Origin of the sequence: Plantactinospora sp. ZYX-F-223 (assembly GCF_039649625.1) — a bacterium.
Lineage (GTDB): Bacteria > Actinomycetota > Actinomycetes > Mycobacteriales > Micromonosporaceae > Plantactinospora.
This window is the reverse complement of the sequence record NZ_JBDJAV010000057.1, coordinates 14,303-29,397: the sequence shown is the minus strand read 5'-3', so window position 1 is coordinate 29,397 and position 15,095 is coordinate 14,303. Positions and strand designations below refer to the sequence as shown.

Annotated in this window: 12 protein-coding genes; 8 read left to right on the top strand and 4 right to left on the bottom strand. The window is 72.1% G+C overall.

The window, feature by feature from the left end; translation table 11 throughout:
• Positions 1 to 247 precede the first annotated feature (247 nt).
• Positions 248 to 3,046 (top strand): tetratricopeptide repeat protein, encoded by a 2,799-nt coding sequence (locus AAH979_RS36835; protein ID WP_346262756.1) that lies wholly within the window; start codon positions 248 to 250, stop codon positions 3,044 to 3,046.
• Between the two features lie 145 nt (positions 3,047 to 3,191).
• Positions 3,192 to 3,572, top strand: coding sequence for a peptidoglycan-binding domain-containing protein (locus tag AAH979_RS36830; protein WP_346262755.1), 381 nt, complete (start codon positions 3,192 to 3,194; stop codon positions 3,570 to 3,572).
• 203 nt (positions 3,573 to 3,775) lie between these two features.
• Here AAH979_RS36830 and AAH979_RS36825 read toward each other — a convergent pair whose 3' ends face one another.
• Complete coding sequence (locus AAH979_RS36825; protein ID WP_346262754.1) at positions 3,776 to 4,732, bottom strand: EamA family transporter; 957 nt, start codon at positions 4,730 to 4,732, stop codon at positions 3,776 to 3,778.
• Positions 4,733 to 4,804: 72 nt separating this feature from the next.
• On the opposite strand from AAH979_RS36825, the gene AAH979_RS36820 reads away from it, so the two are divergent.
• Positions 4,805 to 5,797, top strand: a complete 993-nt coding sequence (locus tag AAH979_RS36820) for a LysR family transcriptional regulator (protein WP_346262753.1) — start codon at positions 4,805 to 4,807, stop codon at positions 5,795 to 5,797.
• A gap of 409 nt (positions 5,798 to 6,206) precedes the next feature.
• Here AAH979_RS36820 and AAH979_RS36815 read toward each other — a convergent pair whose 3' ends face one another.
• The gene (locus tag AAH979_RS36815; protein WP_346262752.1) at positions 6,207 to 6,797 is read right to left on the bottom strand and encodes a hypothetical protein; all 591 of its coding nucleotides are present in this window, start codon (positions 6,795 to 6,797) and stop codon (positions 6,207 to 6,209) included.
• Positions 6,798 to 6,926: 129 nt separating this feature from the next.
• Positions 6,927 to 8,081, bottom strand: coding sequence for a phospholipase D-like domain-containing protein (locus AAH979_RS36810; RefSeq protein WP_346262751.1), 1,155 nt, complete (start codon positions 8,079 to 8,081; stop codon positions 6,927 to 6,929).
• Positions 8,082 to 8,183: 102 nt separating this feature from the next.
• Here AAH979_RS36810 and AAH979_RS36805 point away from each other — a divergent pair, with 102 nt between their 5' ends.
• Positions 8,184 to 8,876, top strand: a complete 693-nt coding sequence (locus AAH979_RS36805) for a helix-turn-helix transcriptional regulator (protein ID WP_346262750.1) — start codon at positions 8,184 to 8,186, stop codon at positions 8,874 to 8,876.
• Here the strand turns inward: AAH979_RS36805 and AAH979_RS36800 are convergent.
• Positions 8,873 to 9,274 carry a VOC family protein gene (locus tag AAH979_RS36800; RefSeq protein WP_346262749.1) on the bottom strand — a complete coding sequence of 134 codons (402 nt, stop codon included), beginning with the start codon at positions 9,272 to 9,274 and terminating at the stop codon, positions 8,873 to 8,875. The two genes, AAH979_RS36805 and AAH979_RS36800, sit on opposite strands and share 4 nt — an antisense overlap.
• A gap of 265 nt (positions 9,275 to 9,539) precedes the next feature.
• Here AAH979_RS36800 and AAH979_RS36795 point away from each other — a divergent pair, with 265 nt between their 5' ends.
• The 4 genes from AAH979_RS36795 to AAH979_RS36780 all read left to right on the top strand — a co-directional run bounded on the left by AAH979_RS36795 (position 9,540) and on the right by AAH979_RS36780 (position 14,923).
• The gene (locus tag AAH979_RS36795) at positions 9,540 to 9,689 is read left to right on the top strand and encodes a hypothetical protein (protein ID WP_318394075.1); all 150 of its coding nucleotides are present in this window, start codon (positions 9,540 to 9,542) and stop codon (positions 9,687 to 9,689) included.
• Between the two features lie 16 nt (positions 9,690 to 9,705).
• A complete protein-coding gene (locus AAH979_RS36790) occupies positions 9,706 to 11,175 on the top strand; it encodes a class I SAM-dependent methyltransferase (protein ID WP_346262748.1) in 1,470 nt (489 codons plus the stop codon).
• A 91-nt stretch (positions 11,176 to 11,266) separates the two neighbouring features.
• A complete protein-coding gene (locus tag AAH979_RS36785; RefSeq protein ID WP_346262747.1) occupies positions 11,267 to 13,330 on the top strand; it encodes a sulfatase-like hydrolase/transferase in 2,064 nt (687 codons plus the stop codon).
• A 309-nt stretch (positions 13,331 to 13,639) separates the two neighbouring features.
• Positions 13,640 to 14,923: a citrate synthase gene (locus AAH979_RS36780; RefSeq protein ID WP_346262746.1), complete on the top strand. Its 1,284-nt coding sequence runs from the start codon at positions 13,640 to 13,642 to the stop codon at positions 14,921 to 14,923.
• Positions 14,924 to 15,095: the final 172 nt, after the last annotated feature.

Sequence of the window (15,095 nt, the reverse complement as noted above, 5' to 3'; positions counted from 1 at the left end):
CCTGCCGTGCCGGATCAGCCCGGCTCGGCCTCATCGGCTGGGGTCGGATGCGCCCGACGGTGCTCTCTCGGCCAAGCCAAGACCTCGGACTTGCGCCCTATCGGCCGCAGTCTCGCGGCAACGTCCATCCGGTACCGGCCGGGCAATGGAAGATCAACGACAGCAGCTACCCAGCTGTGGCATGTCGGCGCAGTGTTGGTGGTCGATTCGTTGATAGCAGTGCGGCGGGAGCGGCCGGAGGCTGACGATGGAGTTGCGGGTGCTGGGGCAGGTGCAGATCCAAGTAGCTGATCGCGTGGTGGCGGTCGGGCCGCCGCAGCAGTGCGCGGTGCTGGCGGCGCTGGCCATCGACGCGGGCCGGCCGATGTCCGTCGACGTCCTGGTGGACCGGGTGTGGGGCCCGGTCGCACCGCCGGGAGCACGCCGGACGCTGCATACCTATGTCACCCGGATCCGGCGCCTGCTGGAGCGCTCCGACACCGCGGACAACCGGTCTGAGCGGCTGGTGCTCCGTACCGCCGCGGGATATGTCCTCGACATCGACCGTCTTCGGGTGGACCTGCACCGGTTTCGTGACCTGGTGGCTCGGGCGCGTGAGTCGCGCTGCGCCGGGGACCGGCGGGCCGCGATGTTGCGCGAGGCCCTGGATCTCTGGCGTGGAGAGCCCCTCACCGGCCTCACCGGGCGGTGGGTGGAGCGGACGCGCGAGAGGTGCCGGCAGCAGTATCTCGATGCGGTCCTGGCGTGGGCCCAGGCCGAGCTACAGGTCGGCAACCCGACCGTCGTCGTCGGACCGTTGACCGACCTGCTCGACGAGTACCCGCTCGTGGAGCCGTTGACCGCCGCTCTGATGCGGGCCCTGCACGCCACCGGTCGCGACGCGGAGGCCCTGGACCGGTACGCCGCGACCCGCCAGCGGCTGGCCGACGACCTCGGCGTCGACCCCGGGGCGGCACTACGGGGACTGCACGTGGCGATCCTGCGCGGGGAACTCGATCGGGCCGCACCCGCGCCGCTTGCGGTGGCGGCGCCGGCCCGGCACGTGCCGGCGCAACTGCCTCCCGACGTGTACGGGTTCGCCGGCCGCAGCAATGAGCTGGATCAGCTCGACACCATCCTGGACGCGGCCGCCGAGCAGCCCACCGCGGTGGTCATCTCGGCGTTGTCCGGCACGGCCGGAGTGGGCAAGACCGCGCTGGCGGTGCACTGGGCGCATCGGGTGGCCGACCGGTTCGGCGATGGCCAGTTGTACGTGAACCTGCGCGGGTTCGACCCGGGCGGCTCGGTGATGAATCCGGCGGAGGCGGTGCGCGGGTTTCTGGACGCGTTCGCGGTACCGCCGCAGCAGATCCCGGCCGGCCTGGACGCCCAGATCGGCCTCTACCGCAGCCTGCTGGCCGGGCGGCGGGTGCTGGTCGTGCTGGACAATGTCCGGGACGCCGACCAGGTCCGCCCACTGCTACCCGGCGCACCGGGTTGCCTGGTGGTGGTGACCAGCCGGAACCAACTGTCCGGCCTGGTCGCCGCCGAAGGCGCCCGCCCCATCGCGCTGGACCTACTCTCGGTCGACGAGGCGCGGCAACTGCTGACCCGCCGCCTCGGAGCGGCCCGGGTGGCGGTCGAACTGCCGGCCGTCGACGAGATCATCGCCCGGTGCGCGCGGCTGCCGCTGGCGCTGGCGATCGTGGCGGCCCGCGCAGCCATCGATCCGAGACTGCCGCTCGCAACGTTGGCAGGTGAACTGCGCGACGCCCGGGGCAGCCTGGACGCGTTCGCCGGCGCCGACGCGGCGATCGACGCGCGGTCCGTGTTCTCCTGGTCGTACCGCGCGCTCAGCCCCGGCGCGGCGAGGCTGTTCCGGTTGCTCGGGGTGCACCCCGGCCCGGACATCGGCCTGCCCGCCGCCGCCAGCCTCGACGGCAGCCCACCCGCACACGTGGGACCGCTGTTGGCCGAACTCACCCGCGCTCACCTCGTCGCCAAGCAGGCTCCAGGCCGGTTCGCCTTCCACGACCTGCTGCGCGCCTACGCGGCCGAACTCGCCCACGCCCTCGACGACGAGGACGACCGGAACGCGGCGGTGCACCGGGTGCTCGACCACTACCTGCACACCGCGCACCGCGCCGCCCGGCTGCTGGACCCGCACCGCGACCTGATCACGCTGGCCGACGTCCATCCCGGTACGACGGCCGAGGAACTCGTCGACGAAGCCGGGGCGACGGCGTGGTTCAACGCCGAGCACGCGGTGCTGCTCGAGGTTGTCCGGCTGGCCGCCCAGGCCGGATTCGGCACCCACACCTGGCAGCTGACCTGGACCCTCACCGATTTCTTCGACCGGGGCGGACACTGGCAGGACCAGATCACCGCCCATACAGCCGCGCTCGCGGCCGCGCGGCGCCTGGCCAACCGCACCGGTCAGGCGTACGCCCACCGGGGTCTCGCCCGCGCCTACGCCCGCCAGGGGCGGGAGGACGACGCGTACACCCACTATCGGGAGGCGCTCGCGCTGTTCCGTGAGTTGGGCGATCACACCGGCCAGGCGTACACGCACCGTGGCTTGGCCTGGGTGTACGAGCAGAAGGGGCGCTGCGGGGAGGCGCTGCGCCACGCCCAACGAGCACTCGACCTGTACCGGACCGCCGGCCACCGGGGCGGGCAGGCCAGGGCGCTGAACTCGGTCGGCTGGTTCCACACGCTGCTCGGCGACCACCAGCAGGCGCTGACTCACTGCCAGCAGGCCATCGTCCTGCATCAGGAGATCGGGGACCGTCCCGGTGAGGCCGACACCTGGGACAGCCTCGGCTACGCCCATCACCAACTCGGCGACCACCACCAGGCCGCAGCCTGCTACCAGCACGCCCTCGACCTGATCCGGAGCTTCGGCGACCGCTACTCCGAGGCTGCCGTCCTCAACCATCTCGGCGACACCCGCCGGGCAGCGGGTGACATCGACGAGTCCCGCCGGATCTGGCAGCGCACTCTGGACATCCTCGACCAGCTCGGACATCCCGAGGCCGAGCAGGTCCGCGCCAAGCTCACCGGCTGACGATCCCGGCCACGCCCGCGGCCGTCAACAATCCGTTGAGAACTCGACCCACAGCCCTGCCGGATGCTGAGGCGGCAACCGCAGAGGTCGCCGGCCAGACCCCACCAACGGGGGTGGCATGTCAGTCGCAGCAGAGGAGACCGTGATGCCAGTGAAGAGACTGTCGAGTGTCCTGATCGGTGTGATCGCCGCAGTCGCCCTGCTCCTCGGGGTGGCCGTGGCGCCCGCCCAGGCATCGCCGAACGTCGGCAACATCGGGCTGGGTTCGTCCAACGCAGCCGGGGTGCGATGCGTACAGGCCGGCCTGAACTACGTCGGCGGCGCCGGCCTGGCTGTCGACACCATCTTCGGGCAGGCGACCAAGCGCGCGGTCGAGAACTTCCAGCGCTTCTTCGGCCTGAGCGTCGACGGCATCGTCGGCAAGGCGACCGGCACCACGCTCATCGATATGGTCAACTACAAGGCCGGCTATCCCATGTGGCCGCACGGCGGGGGTTGCTGGTCGGTCATCCCGACCTACACCTGATCGACGAGTAGGTCCGAAGCCGTTCGGGGCTGCGGGCGCGGGGTGAAGGGTGTTGAGGATCTGTTCGTGACGACAGACCTCGACACCCTTCACACACTCTGCGTGCAGATCGAACGGTCGGCAGGCGGACAGTGCCGCGACGGGCGCCCCGACCAGCTAGCTCGCCGACAGTGTGGGGGAGCTGCCCAGGTGTCGCGCCTTCGTCATTCGCGCAGGTTCTTGCCGGTGCCTGCGGTCCGGCGTTGAGGCGATGGCGTTGCCACCGGTCGGGTTGAGGGCTCGGCCTCCAACATGCCGGCGTCTCGCTGCGCCGGAGCCCGCACCACCAGGGCCAGCCCGACCAGTACGACCGCGCCGGCCGCCAGTTCCGTACCGGTGATCGGCTCGCCGAGCAGCAGCGCGGCGGCGGCCAGCCCGAAGATCGGCACCAGCAGGCTGAACGGGGCGACCCGGGCCACCGAGTAGGTGCCGATCAGCCGGTTCCAGATGCCCCAGCCGACCAGCGTGGAGAGGTACCCGACGTAGCCGACCGCCAGCACGGCGGTCCAGGACATTCCGGTGATCGCGTCGAGCACCACCCGTGGCCCGTCCACCACGCCGGCCAGGCCGAGCAGCGGCAGCGGCGGTACCAGGCTGGACCAGACCAGCAGCGACAGCGGCCGGGTCTCGCCGCTGGCCCGGACCACCACGTTCGCCAGGGCCCAACTGACCGCCGCGGCCAGGGTGAGCGCGAACCCGATCGCGGTGGCGTGCCCACCCGCGCCGACCGCCAGCAGGGCGATCCCGGCCGAGCCGGTCAGCACCCCGGCGAGCTGGGTGCCGCTGGGCCGCTCGCTGAGGAAGGCGGCGGCGAGCATCACCGAGACCAACGCCTGGGTCTGCAACACCAGCGAGGCGAGCCCGGGCGGCATCCCGGCGTCGATCGCGACGAAGAGGAGGCCGAACTTGAAGACGCCGAGGACCAGGCCGTAGCCGAGCACGTACCGGAACCGCGCGGTCGGCCGGGGGACCAGGAGGACCAGTGGCACCGCGGCGGCGACGAACCGCAGCGCGGTCAGCACCAGCGGCGGCAGGTCGCGGAGGCCGACCTCGATGACGACGAAGTTGACTCCCCAGAGGGCGGCGACCAGGACCGCCTGCATGCGGTGCGGGAATTTCATGCCGACCACGCTGCCGGCCAGCTCGTTTAAGGTCCAGTTCAAGATTCTTAACGGGTGTTGTAGCGTGCCTACATGGATCTGGACGTCCGGCGCCTCCGGGTGCTGCACGAGGTGGCACTGCGCGGCGGGGTGACCGCTGCCGCCGCCGCCCTGCACGTCACCCCGTCGGCGGTCTCCCAGCAGCTCGCCCAGCTTGCCCGGGAGGCCGGCTATCCGCTGGTCGAACGCTCCGGCCGGGGCGTGGTGCTCACCTCCGCCGGGCAGGTGCTCGCCGGGCACGCGGAGCGGATCCTCGGCGCCGTCGAGCAGGCGGTCACCGGGCTGGCCGTCGCGCACCAGCGGGTCGCCGGCACCGTCCGGGTCGGCTCCTTCCCGTCCGCGGCCGGCGTCCTGGTCGCCCCGGCGGCCGCCCGGGCGATGGCCGCGCACTCCGATCTCGACGTCCGGGTGAGCGAGGCCGAGGACGAGCAGAGCCGGCTGGACCTGCGCTCGGCCGTGCTGGACATCGCGGTCCTGCAGGAGTACGACCACGTGCCCGGGATCGCCACCGCCGAGCTGGACCGGCACCCGATCGCGACCGACCCGATGCACCTGATCACCCCGCTCCGCTGGGGCCGGCGCACCGGGCGGCTCGCCGACCTTGCCGACGTGCCCTGGGTGGCCAGCGCCGCGCACACCCCGTGCGGCCGGTCCACCCTGCACGCCTGTCACCTGGCCGGATTCGAGCCCGACATCCGGCACCGGGCGATCGACTTCGCGCTCACCCTGGACCTGGTGGCGGCCGGGCTCGGTGCCGCACTGGTGCCGGGGATGGCGCTGCGCAACGTACCGTCCGGGGTGCACGTCGAGCCGCTGCTCCGGCCGGTCACCGGCCGCCGGATCTTCGCGGTGACCCGTCCGAGCGGCGACGGTCCGCTCCATCCGGCCATCGCCGCCGTGCTGGACGCGCTGACCCAGGTACGCCCCCCGGCCGACCCGCCCACGCGACACGACGCCGGTCAGGGCGAGTCCGGGGCCGCTTCGACGCCGGAGCAGTGGCACCGGCTCGGCGTACGCACGGGCTGATCCGTGCACCGGGCCCACGCCTGGCGCGGATCCGGGCCGCGCTCGGCGGATAGGGTGGCCGCCATGGTGATCGGCGACGGATCCGCGACCGGCGCGTCGGGCGAGCAGAGTGACCGGCCCCGGACCTGAAGACGGAGCACTATCCCGAGGAGCTGCGGCCGATGGTCGAGCAGGCCATCCGGATCGCCCGTACCTCCTCCGACGACTACCTGCGGCACCGCGTCGAACACCAGGTCTGACCTGATCCGACGACCTCGGCCGGGCTACCCTTCGGCCCGGCGGCTCGGGGCGACGGCCCCCCGGTGCGCGGCATGTCCCGCTACCGCTGATACCACGGAGTCATCACGATGACTCCGTGGTATCACGCTCGTCCGGCATATGCCGGCCAGCGGGCCCGGCACTGTGCCGGTCACGGTCGGCGGGTGGCCTGGGCGGGGATCGACTCCGGGAGCATGGTGGCGAGTGCCGCCCAGGTGTCGGCGACCGTCGCCCAGTCCGGAACGCTCCCGTCCGGCGGACGCTCGTCCGTGCCGCCCAGGAACAGGTAGCGGTGCGCGACGGTCTCCAGATGGGCGAGTACGTCGAGCCGGTCGTCGACGAAGTGGGTGATGCCGAGGCGCTGGCAGACCGGCGCCTTGTCCCGGCGTTCCCGGACGAAGTGCAGGTTGCCGACGGAAATGCCGGTACGGTCGAAGAACCGGTGGTGGACCAGCCAGTCGCGGGTGTTCGCGGCCACCTTGGGGCCGGCCTTGGAGACCAGGTGCACCCGCCCGGCGAACGGCTCGGCGGTCAGCGCGGCGAGGGCCTCGAAGACTCCCGGCACCGCCGGGGTCAGCAACGGCTGGCCGCCGAAGAACGAGGTGTCCTCGTCGCGTCCGGCGAGCGTGACCAGCACACCTCCGACGTCGACGCCGAGCGTCGGCGGGTGGCTCCCACCCGGGCCCCGGTACGGCGCGGGTTTCTCGTGCGGTCGACGCTGTCCGACCCGTTGCCGTGCCACCTTGCCCTCCGACCCCGCCGGCCCTGAGTCCGGACGCCCGGTGCCGGCCCGCCGTCGTCCGCCCGGCCAGGCTACCGGTGCGGATCAAGCCGGTCAGGCCGCCGCCGGCAGGTCCAGGTCGAGGCGGGGCTACCGCCGCCCGAGGAACCGCTGGCCGGCGAGTTCGATCCGTTCGATCTCGGTACGGAAGAAGCCGGCGATCTCGGCGCACCGCTCGAGGTTGGTCGGGCCGCCCTCCCGGCGGGGCAGGTCCGGATAGGGGCTGCCGACCACGAAGATGTTCTCGTCGTTGTACTGGTTGGCCGGGGCCGTGTAGTTGAACGAGCCGGCGACCACCACCGCCTCGTCGATCACCATCAGCTTGTGGTGCAGCTTGCCGAAGGCCGGTGACCGGATCGGGGCGTACAGCGCGATGTTGGCCCGGTCGAGGTCGTGCGTGGCAGCCCATTTCTGCACGCCCTGCCCGGGGTCCACCGCCCCGGTCACGGTACGCCCGGCGGCGGCCAGCGCGATCATCGCGTCGTCGATCCCGGACGAGCCGGAGAAGGTGAAGATGGCGAAGTCGACCCGGGCGGTCGCCTTCAGCATCTGCTTCATGATCTCCAATTCCGGGGTGTGGTCCGGCGCGAACAGCACCTTCACCGGCACCCCGCCGACGTTGTACGCGTTCGGCACCCGGCCGTGCTCGCCGCGCCCGAACCGCCCCTGCCGGAGCCGGGCGAACTCCTCGGCGTACTCCTGGCAGATCCGGGTGTCGTGGAAGACCACGACGTGGTTCAGGTTGCGGTGGCAGTCGGTGCCGGTGAAATTGGCCGAGCCGGAGAGCACCGCCGCCCGCCCGGCGGCCCGCTGCCGGTAGTCGCGGACCACGAACTTCTGATGGAAGATCGCCGGGTTGTAGTCGGCCTTGACGTCGACGTTGCAGCGCAGCAGCGCGGCGACGATCCGCCGGTTCGGCTCCAGGCTGCGGCTGCCGGCCTCCGGCTCCCACTGGGCCCGGCGCCGGGCGTCCGCCTCGGGCTCCCCGGCCCGGACGGTGACCCGGGGCAGTTTGGCCGTCCGCAGGTAGTCCTGCTCCAGCACCATCCGGACAGTGACGCCCCGGAACCGGGCGTCGAGGATCGCCTGGGCGATCGGCTCCGAGTCGAGTTCCTGGACGGCGATGTCGAGGCTCTCCCGGGCACCGGCGATGAAGTCGACCACCACCTGTTCGAGGTCGTCGGCCGCGCCGAGTTCCCGAGGGCCGACGTACGCCTCGATCTTCTTGCCGGCGAAGGTCGCCATGCGGCACAGGCTCGCACCCCGCGCTCGGCACCGGTGTCGCCTTGGCTACAAACCCGGCCCGGACCGGGCAGCCGTATCCGTTCGGCTGGCAGGCTGGGGGCTGTGTATCGGGAACGGATGTCCGGGCTGGCCGGTGCCGTCGTCTGGACGGTCACCCGGACCGTCGACGCCGGCCCGGGACTGGTCCTGCCGGACGGCTGTATGGACCTGATCTGGTCCAGCCGGAGCGGTCTGCTGGTGGCCGGCCCGGACACGGTCGCGCAGGTCGCCGCCGGCCCGGCCGGCGAGCGGTACGTGGGACTGCGCTTTCCGCCGGGCACCGGCCCGGCGGTCTTCGGGCTGCCGGCACACGCACTGCGGGACCAGCGGGTTCCGCTCGCCGCGCTCTGGCCGGGGCCGGAGGTGGCCGAGTTGACCGAGCGGGTGGCGTCGCACGACCGGCCCGGCCGGGTGCTGGAGTCGGTCGCGGCCGCCCGGCTCGCCGCCGACGGTGGCCCGGACCCGCTCGCCGCGCCGCTGGCCGCCGAGCTCGCCGCCGGTGGCGACGTGGCCGGCACGGCCGACGCGCTGGGGCTCGGCACCCGGCAACTGCACCGGCGCAGCCTGGCACTGTTCGGGTACGGCCCCAAGACGCTGGCCCGGATCCTGCGGATGCGCCACGCGCTGGCCCTGGCCCGGTCCGGTACGCCGACCGCCGAGGTCGCCGCCCGCACCGGGTACGCCGACCAGGCACACCTGTCCCGCGAGGTCAGGAGCCTGGCCGGCGTGCCACTGCGGCAGCTTGTCAGGTCCTAGCCGGCTGCGGGTGCGAGCGGGGCGTAGAGGTCGACGCCGTTGCCGTCCGGGTCGAGCAGCACCGCGTACCGCTGGCCCCAGGGCGCGTCCCACGGCTTGAGACGGCCCTCGTGGCCGGCGGCGGTCATCTCGGCGTACACGCTGTCCACCTCGGCCGGATCGGCGCACCGGAAGGCGAGGCTCATCTGCGACCCGGTCGGCGGCGAAAAGTCCGGCTCGATCGAGCGGACCATCTCGTGGGTATCCCACATCAGGCGCACTCCGCCGGGCAGGGTGAACTCCGCGTGCGGCTCGGCGTCGGCACCGGCCGGGATCTCCAGTCCCAGCTTCCGGTAGAAGGCGAGAGATCGGGCCATGTCGGCCACGACCAGCCCGAATGCGTCTAGTCTCGGTGTCATTCGGCCAGCGTAGGAACCGGTCGCGTCCGCGTCTTGAACGAATCGGACCTGCCGGCCCGGCGTTCCGGGTGCCGGTGCGGTCGGCGGATCATCGGCGTACGGTGTGCTTAACGGCATCCGACGTTCGGCTTACCGGCACCTAGCCGGTGGGTTGCGCGGCGTCGGCCACTTGTCGTGCGCGCGGGTCGGGCCGTCCGGGCAGGCGGCCGGACACGGCGCTCTTTTTTCGGGTACGGGGGTAGACAGAAAGGGAGGTAGCCGGGAGATGGAACATCTGGCCTACCTGGACGCGGGATCGGGCAGTCTCATCGTGCAGGCCGTGGTCGGCGGCGTCGCCGGGGTCGCGGTGGCGGCGAAACTCTACTGGCGCAGACTGACCAGCCGGTTCCGCAAGCAGCCCTCGAAGCAGGACTGAGGGCGGTCCACACCCGATGGTCGCACCACCTCCCGTCCCGGCAACGTCCAGCACCCCCGATTCCGTTCCCCGAGCCGATCCCGGCTCCTTCCGCGACCCGGCGAACCGGGTCTTCCACGCCGACGGCCGGGTCCTCCGGGGCCTCGGCCCGCAGGCCGCCGAGGACTGGCGGGCACTCGCCAGTGCGGAGTTCTTCGGCCGGCTGCTCGCCGACGGCAAGGTCTGCGGCACCGAGACCGTCGACCCGGAGACGCTGCCGGCGAGCGCTGCCGCGCAGTGGGCGACCGTACTCCGGCACGAGCGCATCCCGTTCGTGTCGTACCCGTACGAGTGGTCCTTCGCGATGTTGCGGGACGCCGCGCTGCTGCACCTGGAGATCCTCCGTACGGCCGTACCGGCCGGCTTCACCACGAAGGACGGTTCGGCGTACAACCTCCAGTGGCGGGGCGCCGAGCCGGTCTTCATCGACATCGGTTCGTTCGAGCCGGCCCGCGACGGCGAGCCGTGGGCCGGCTACCGGCAGTTCTGCCAGACCCTGCTCTATCCGCTGCTGCTCCAGGCCCATCTGGGGCTGGACTTCCAGCCCTGGCTGCGATCCCGGATCGACGGCATCGAGGCGGGCGAGCTGCGCAAGCTCTTCGGCGGGACCCGACGGTTCCGGGCCGGCGTGCTCAAGCACGTGCACCTGCACGACGCCATCCAGTCCCGGTACGCCGCCGCCAGCACCGGCACCGTCCGGGCGGAGCTGAAGGACGCGGGCTTCTCCCGGGAGCTGGTCCTGGCCACCCTGCGCGCGCTGGCGAAGCTGGTCGGCCGGCTCGACTGGCAGCCGCCGGCCAGCCACTGGTCCGGCTACCGGGAGACCTGCACCTACTCGACCGCCGACCGGGAGGCCAAGGAGCGGTTCGTCGCCGAGGCCCTGGCCGAGCCGAACCGGTCCCGGCTGGTGCTGGACCTCGGCGCCAACGACGGCACGTACTCGCGGCTGGCCGCCGGGTACGCCGACTACGTGGTCGCGGTGGAGAGCGACCCGGCCGTGGTCGACCAGCTCTACCGCCGGCTGCGGGCCGACGGCGAGCGCCGGGTGCTGCCGCTGGTGATGGACCTGGCCGACCCGTCACCGGGCGGCGGCTGGCGCGGGGTGGAGCGGGGCTCCTTCGCCGCCCGGGCCGAGGCGGACGCGGTGCTCGCGCTGGCCGTGGTGCACCATCTCGCCATCGGGCGGAACATCCCGCTGCCGGAGGTGGTCGACTGGCTGGTCGGGCTGCTCGCGGCGGCAGAGGGCGGCGGCCGGCTGGTGGTCGAGTTCGTGCATCCGGAGGACCCGATGGCGGTCCGGCTGCTGGCGAACAAGCCGGCCGGACTCTTTCCGGACTACCGCCGGGAGGAGTTCGAACGGCTGCTCGGGCAGCGGTGCACGATCGTCCGCCGGCTCGAACTGCCGTCCGGCACCCGCACCCTCTACCTCGGGACGCCGCGTGGCTGAGCCCGGGACGTCGGGGGAGCGGCCAGCGGATCCGGCGGAGCATCCGGGAACTCTGGCGGAACAGCCGGAAACGGCGGAGCGGCCGGAAACGGTGGAACAGCCGGCGGGCCGGGTCGAACTGCGGGCACTGGTGGAGATCGTGGCGCTCTGCGGACTGGTGATCACCCAGCCACTGCTCGACGTGACCGGAAAGAGCCCGGACTTCTTCCTGTTCCACGGCGCCGGCCGGCGGGACATCCTGTTGCTGGTGGCGGCGTACACCGTGCTGCCGCCGTTGCTGCTGTGGGGGACCGGTGCGCTGCTCGGGCTGCTGGGCCGTCGGGTCGCGGGGCCGGCCTGGGGCCGGGCGGTCCGGGCGGTACTGCACACGGTGACCCTCGGCCTGCTGCTCGCCGCGTTGGCGATCCAGGTGGGTAAGCAGCTCACCCCGGTACGCGGTGCGCCGCTGGTCGTGCTCGCGGTGGCGGTCGGTGCCGCCGGGGCGTACGCGTACCGGCGCTGGCAGGTCACCGGCCAGGTGCTCCGGGTCGCCGCGGTCGGTCCACTGGTCTTCGTGCTGCTCTTCGTCTTCGCCTCGCCCGCCTCGGCCGTGGTGCTGCCGGGGGAGCGGTCCGGGGCGGGTGCGGGGGCCAGCCGGGGCGGGGTCAGCCATCCGCCGGTGGTGATGCTGATCCTGGACGAGTTTCCGCTGACCTCCCTGCTCGACGCGTCCGGCGCGATCGACGCCCGCCGCTACCCGAACTTCGCCAGGTTGGCCGGCGAGTCGACCTGGTACCGCAACGCGACCGGGGTGAGCGGCTACACCCCGTACGCGCTGCCGGCGATGCTGACCGGCCGGTACCCGGGCGAGCAGCAGGCGCCGCACCACTCCCGCTATCCGGACAACCTGTTCACGGCGTTCGCCGGGCCGTACCAGATCCGGGCCCAGGAGAGCATCACCCAGCTCTGCCCGCCACGGGTCTGCCCGGACCGGGCCGCCGGATCCGCCCGGGGTGGCCTGCCGACGCTGCTGCGGGAGAGCGCCATCCTGCTGGAGCAGATCGTCTCGCCGTCCGAGACGGGGCAGCGCGATCCCGAGGACTCGTACCGGGAGATCACCCGGCGCGAGGCCGGGGACGCCGACGAGCCGCCGCCGCCGACGGACCCGCAGTTCCGCTGGGGCGCGCTGGACGAGAACCAGCCGGCCCGGTTCGCCGACTTCCTCGCCACCCTCCGGCCGACCGTCCGGCCGACACTGCACTTCCTGCACCTGCTGCTGCCGCACTCGCCGTGGAACTACCTGCCCTCCGGGATCCGCTACGGGTCACCGGACGGGATGCCCAACGACGGCGACGGTTGGGTCGAGCTGGCCCACCGGCGGCACCTGCTGCAACTGGAGTACACCGACCGGCTGCTCGGCGAGACGCTGCGCCGGCTGGACGAGACCGGCCTCTACGACGACGCGCTGGTGGTGCTCACCGCGGACCACGGGGTCAGCTTCACCCCGGGGGTGCAGGGGCGTGGGCTCGGCGCGGTGCAGCGGACGCCGGGCGAGGTGCTCTGGGTGCCGCTCTTCGTGAAGCGGCCGGGGCAGCGGGCCGGCGCGGTCGACGACCGGAACTGGGAGCACGTCGACCTGCTGCCGACCGTCGCCGACCTGGCTGGCGTCGAGGTGCCGTGGCGGACCGACGGCGCCTCGGCGCTGCGTACCACCCGGGCGCCCGCCGACAAGCACTACTACGACCAGCCGGGGCAGCCGCGTATGGTGCCGGCCGGCGTCTTCGCCGACGTGGTCGCCGGTCGGGCGGCCCCGGTGCTTCCGGCGCAGCCCCGACCGGACCTGATCGGTCGCTCCGTCGCCGAGCTTCCACTCGGCTCGGAGGCCGGCTCGGTGACCGTACGGAACCGGTCCGATTTCGATCAGATCGACCAGACGGGTGGCCGGCTGCCGGCACTGGTCTACGGCACCGTGCCCGACTCGGTGCCGAACGGGACGCTGCTGGCGGTGGCGGTCAACGGCCGGATCGGTGCGGTGGCTCCGGTGGTGGCGCCGGACCCGGGCGGGCAGCGGTTCGGCGCACTGGTGACCGACGAGTCGCTCTTCCTGCCGGGCCGGAACACCGTGGACGTGTTCCAGGTCACTGACACCGGCACCCTGCGCCCGCTGCGCGCCTGACCCACCCGGCCGGGGCAGGCCCGGTCTGACCTGGGGCTCGGCCCGGCCGGCGGCGGCCGTCGCCGGGTGCGCGGAGACCATTCGCGCCGTCCCGGCCGGACCCGGCCCCCATGATCGCGGCCATCGCGTACCCGGACGCGACGTCGGCGCCGGCGCAGCGGCTAGCAGGTTTCTTCCCGACGGCAAACGTGTGACCAGCGTGATCCATCACTCACCGGTCGACCACCCGAGGTTCTCGGCTACCCTGCACGATTACCGTAAAAAGTGAAGGCAATTCAACGTAGATTCTGCCGGCGAAGCGAGGATCACATGACGGATGTCAAACTCGACCACCCGGGCGGCCAGCTGTCGATACCGGTCAAGCCCGCGGTCGACGGCCCAGCCGGCATCGCCACGGGCAACCTGTTGAAAGAGACGGGGTACGTCACCTACGACCCCGGATTCGTCAACACCGCGGCCTGCTCCTCGGGGATCACCTACATCGACGGCGACGCGGGCATCCTGCGTTACCGGGGTTACCCGATCGAGCAGTTGGCCGAGAAGTCCTCCTTCCTGGAGGTGTCGTACCTGCTGATCTACGGCGAGCTGCCCACCACGCAGCAGCTCGCCGAGTTCGACGAGTGGATCCGGCGGCACTCGCTGCTGCACGAGGAGATGCGGCGCTTCTTCGACGGTTTCCCCCGGGACGCGCACCCGATGGCCGTGCTCTCCTCCGCGGTGAGCGCCATCTCCACCTTCTACCAGGACAGCCTCGACCCGTTCGACCGGGAGCACGTGGAGATCTCCACCGTGCGGCTGATGGCCAAGGTGCCGACCATCGCGTCGTACGCGTACAAGAAGTCGATCGGGCAGGCGATGCTCTACCCGGACAACTCGCTCGGGTACGTCGAGAACTTCCTCCGGATGACCTTCGGCGTGCCGGCGGAGCCGTACGAGGTCGACCCGGTCGTGGCCCGGGTGCTCGACATGCTCCTGGTGCTGCACGCCGACCACGAGCAGAACTGCTCCACCTCCACGGTCCGGCTGGTCGGTTCGAGCCAGGCGAACCTCTTCGCCTCGGTCTCCGCCGGGGTGAACGCGCTGTTCGGCCCGCTGCACGGCGGCGCCAACCAGGCGGTGCTGGAGATGCTCGACGACATCAGGGTCAGCGGCGGTGACGTGCCGGGCTTCGTCCGGCGGGTGAAGGACAAGGAGCCGGGCGTCAAGCTGATGGGCTTCGGGCACCGGGTCTACAAGAACTACGACCCGCGGGCCGCCATCGTGAAGCAGGCCGCCCAGGACGTACTGGCCCGGATGAACAAGCCGGACCCGCTGCTGGACCTGGCGATGCAGTTGGAGGAGATCGCCCTCGCCGACGACTACTTCGTGTCCCGCCGGCTCTACCCGAACGTGGACTTCTACACCGGCCTGATCTACAAGGCGATGGGCTTCCCGACCAAGATGTTCACCGTGCTCTTCGCGCTCGGCCGGCTGCCCGGCTGGATCGCGCAGTGGCGCGAGATGATCTCGGACCCGGAGACCAAGATCGGCCGTCCCCGGCAGCTCTACACCGGCGCCGCCGAGCGGGACTACGTACCGGTCGAGAAGCGCTGATCCATCCCAGGCCGTAGGGCCCGGTCGTTCACCGGCCGTCGACGCGTACCGTGCGCGTCGGCGGCCGGTTTTGTTCCTGGGCCGCCCGGCGGCGGACGAAGTCGACCTTCCGTGTAATGGCTCTCGGATCGGGTAGTCGGCGGTGGCCACGTGCCCGACCGCGTCAAAGCGG

Coding starts and splice junctions, on each gene's coding strand:
- AAH979_RS36835 (WP_346262756.1), top strand. CDS start 248: ATGGAGTTGCGGGTGCTGGGGCAGGTGCAGATCCAAGTAGCTGATCGC.
- AAH979_RS36830 (WP_346262755.1), top strand. CDS start 3,192: ATGCCAGTGAAGAGACTGTCGAGTGTCCTGATCGGTGTGATCGCCGCA.
- AAH979_RS36825 (WP_346262754.1), bottom strand. CDS start 4,732: ATGAAATTCCCGCACCGCATGCAGGCGGTCCTGGTCGCCGCCCTCTGG.
- AAH979_RS36820 (WP_346262753.1), top strand. CDS start 4,805: ATGGATCTGGACGTCCGGCGCCTCCGGGTGCTGCACGAGGTGGCACTG.
- AAH979_RS36810 (WP_346262751.1), bottom strand. CDS start 8,081: ATGGCGACCTTCGCCGGCAAGAAGATCGAGGCGTACGTCGGCCCTCGG.
- AAH979_RS36800 (WP_346262749.1), bottom strand. CDS start 9,274: ATGACACCGAGACTAGACGCATTCGGGCTGGTCGTGGCCGACATGGCC.
- AAH979_RS36795 (WP_318394075.1), top strand. CDS start 9,540: ATGGAACATCTGGCCTACCTGGACGCGGGATCGGGCAGTCTCATCGTG.
- AAH979_RS36790 (WP_346262748.1), top strand. CDS start 9,706: ATGGTCGCACCACCTCCCGTCCCGGCAACGTCCAGCACCCCCGATTCC.
- AAH979_RS36780 (WP_346262746.1), top strand. CDS start 13,640: ATGACGGATGTCAAACTCGACCACCCGGGCGGCCAGCTGTCGATACCG.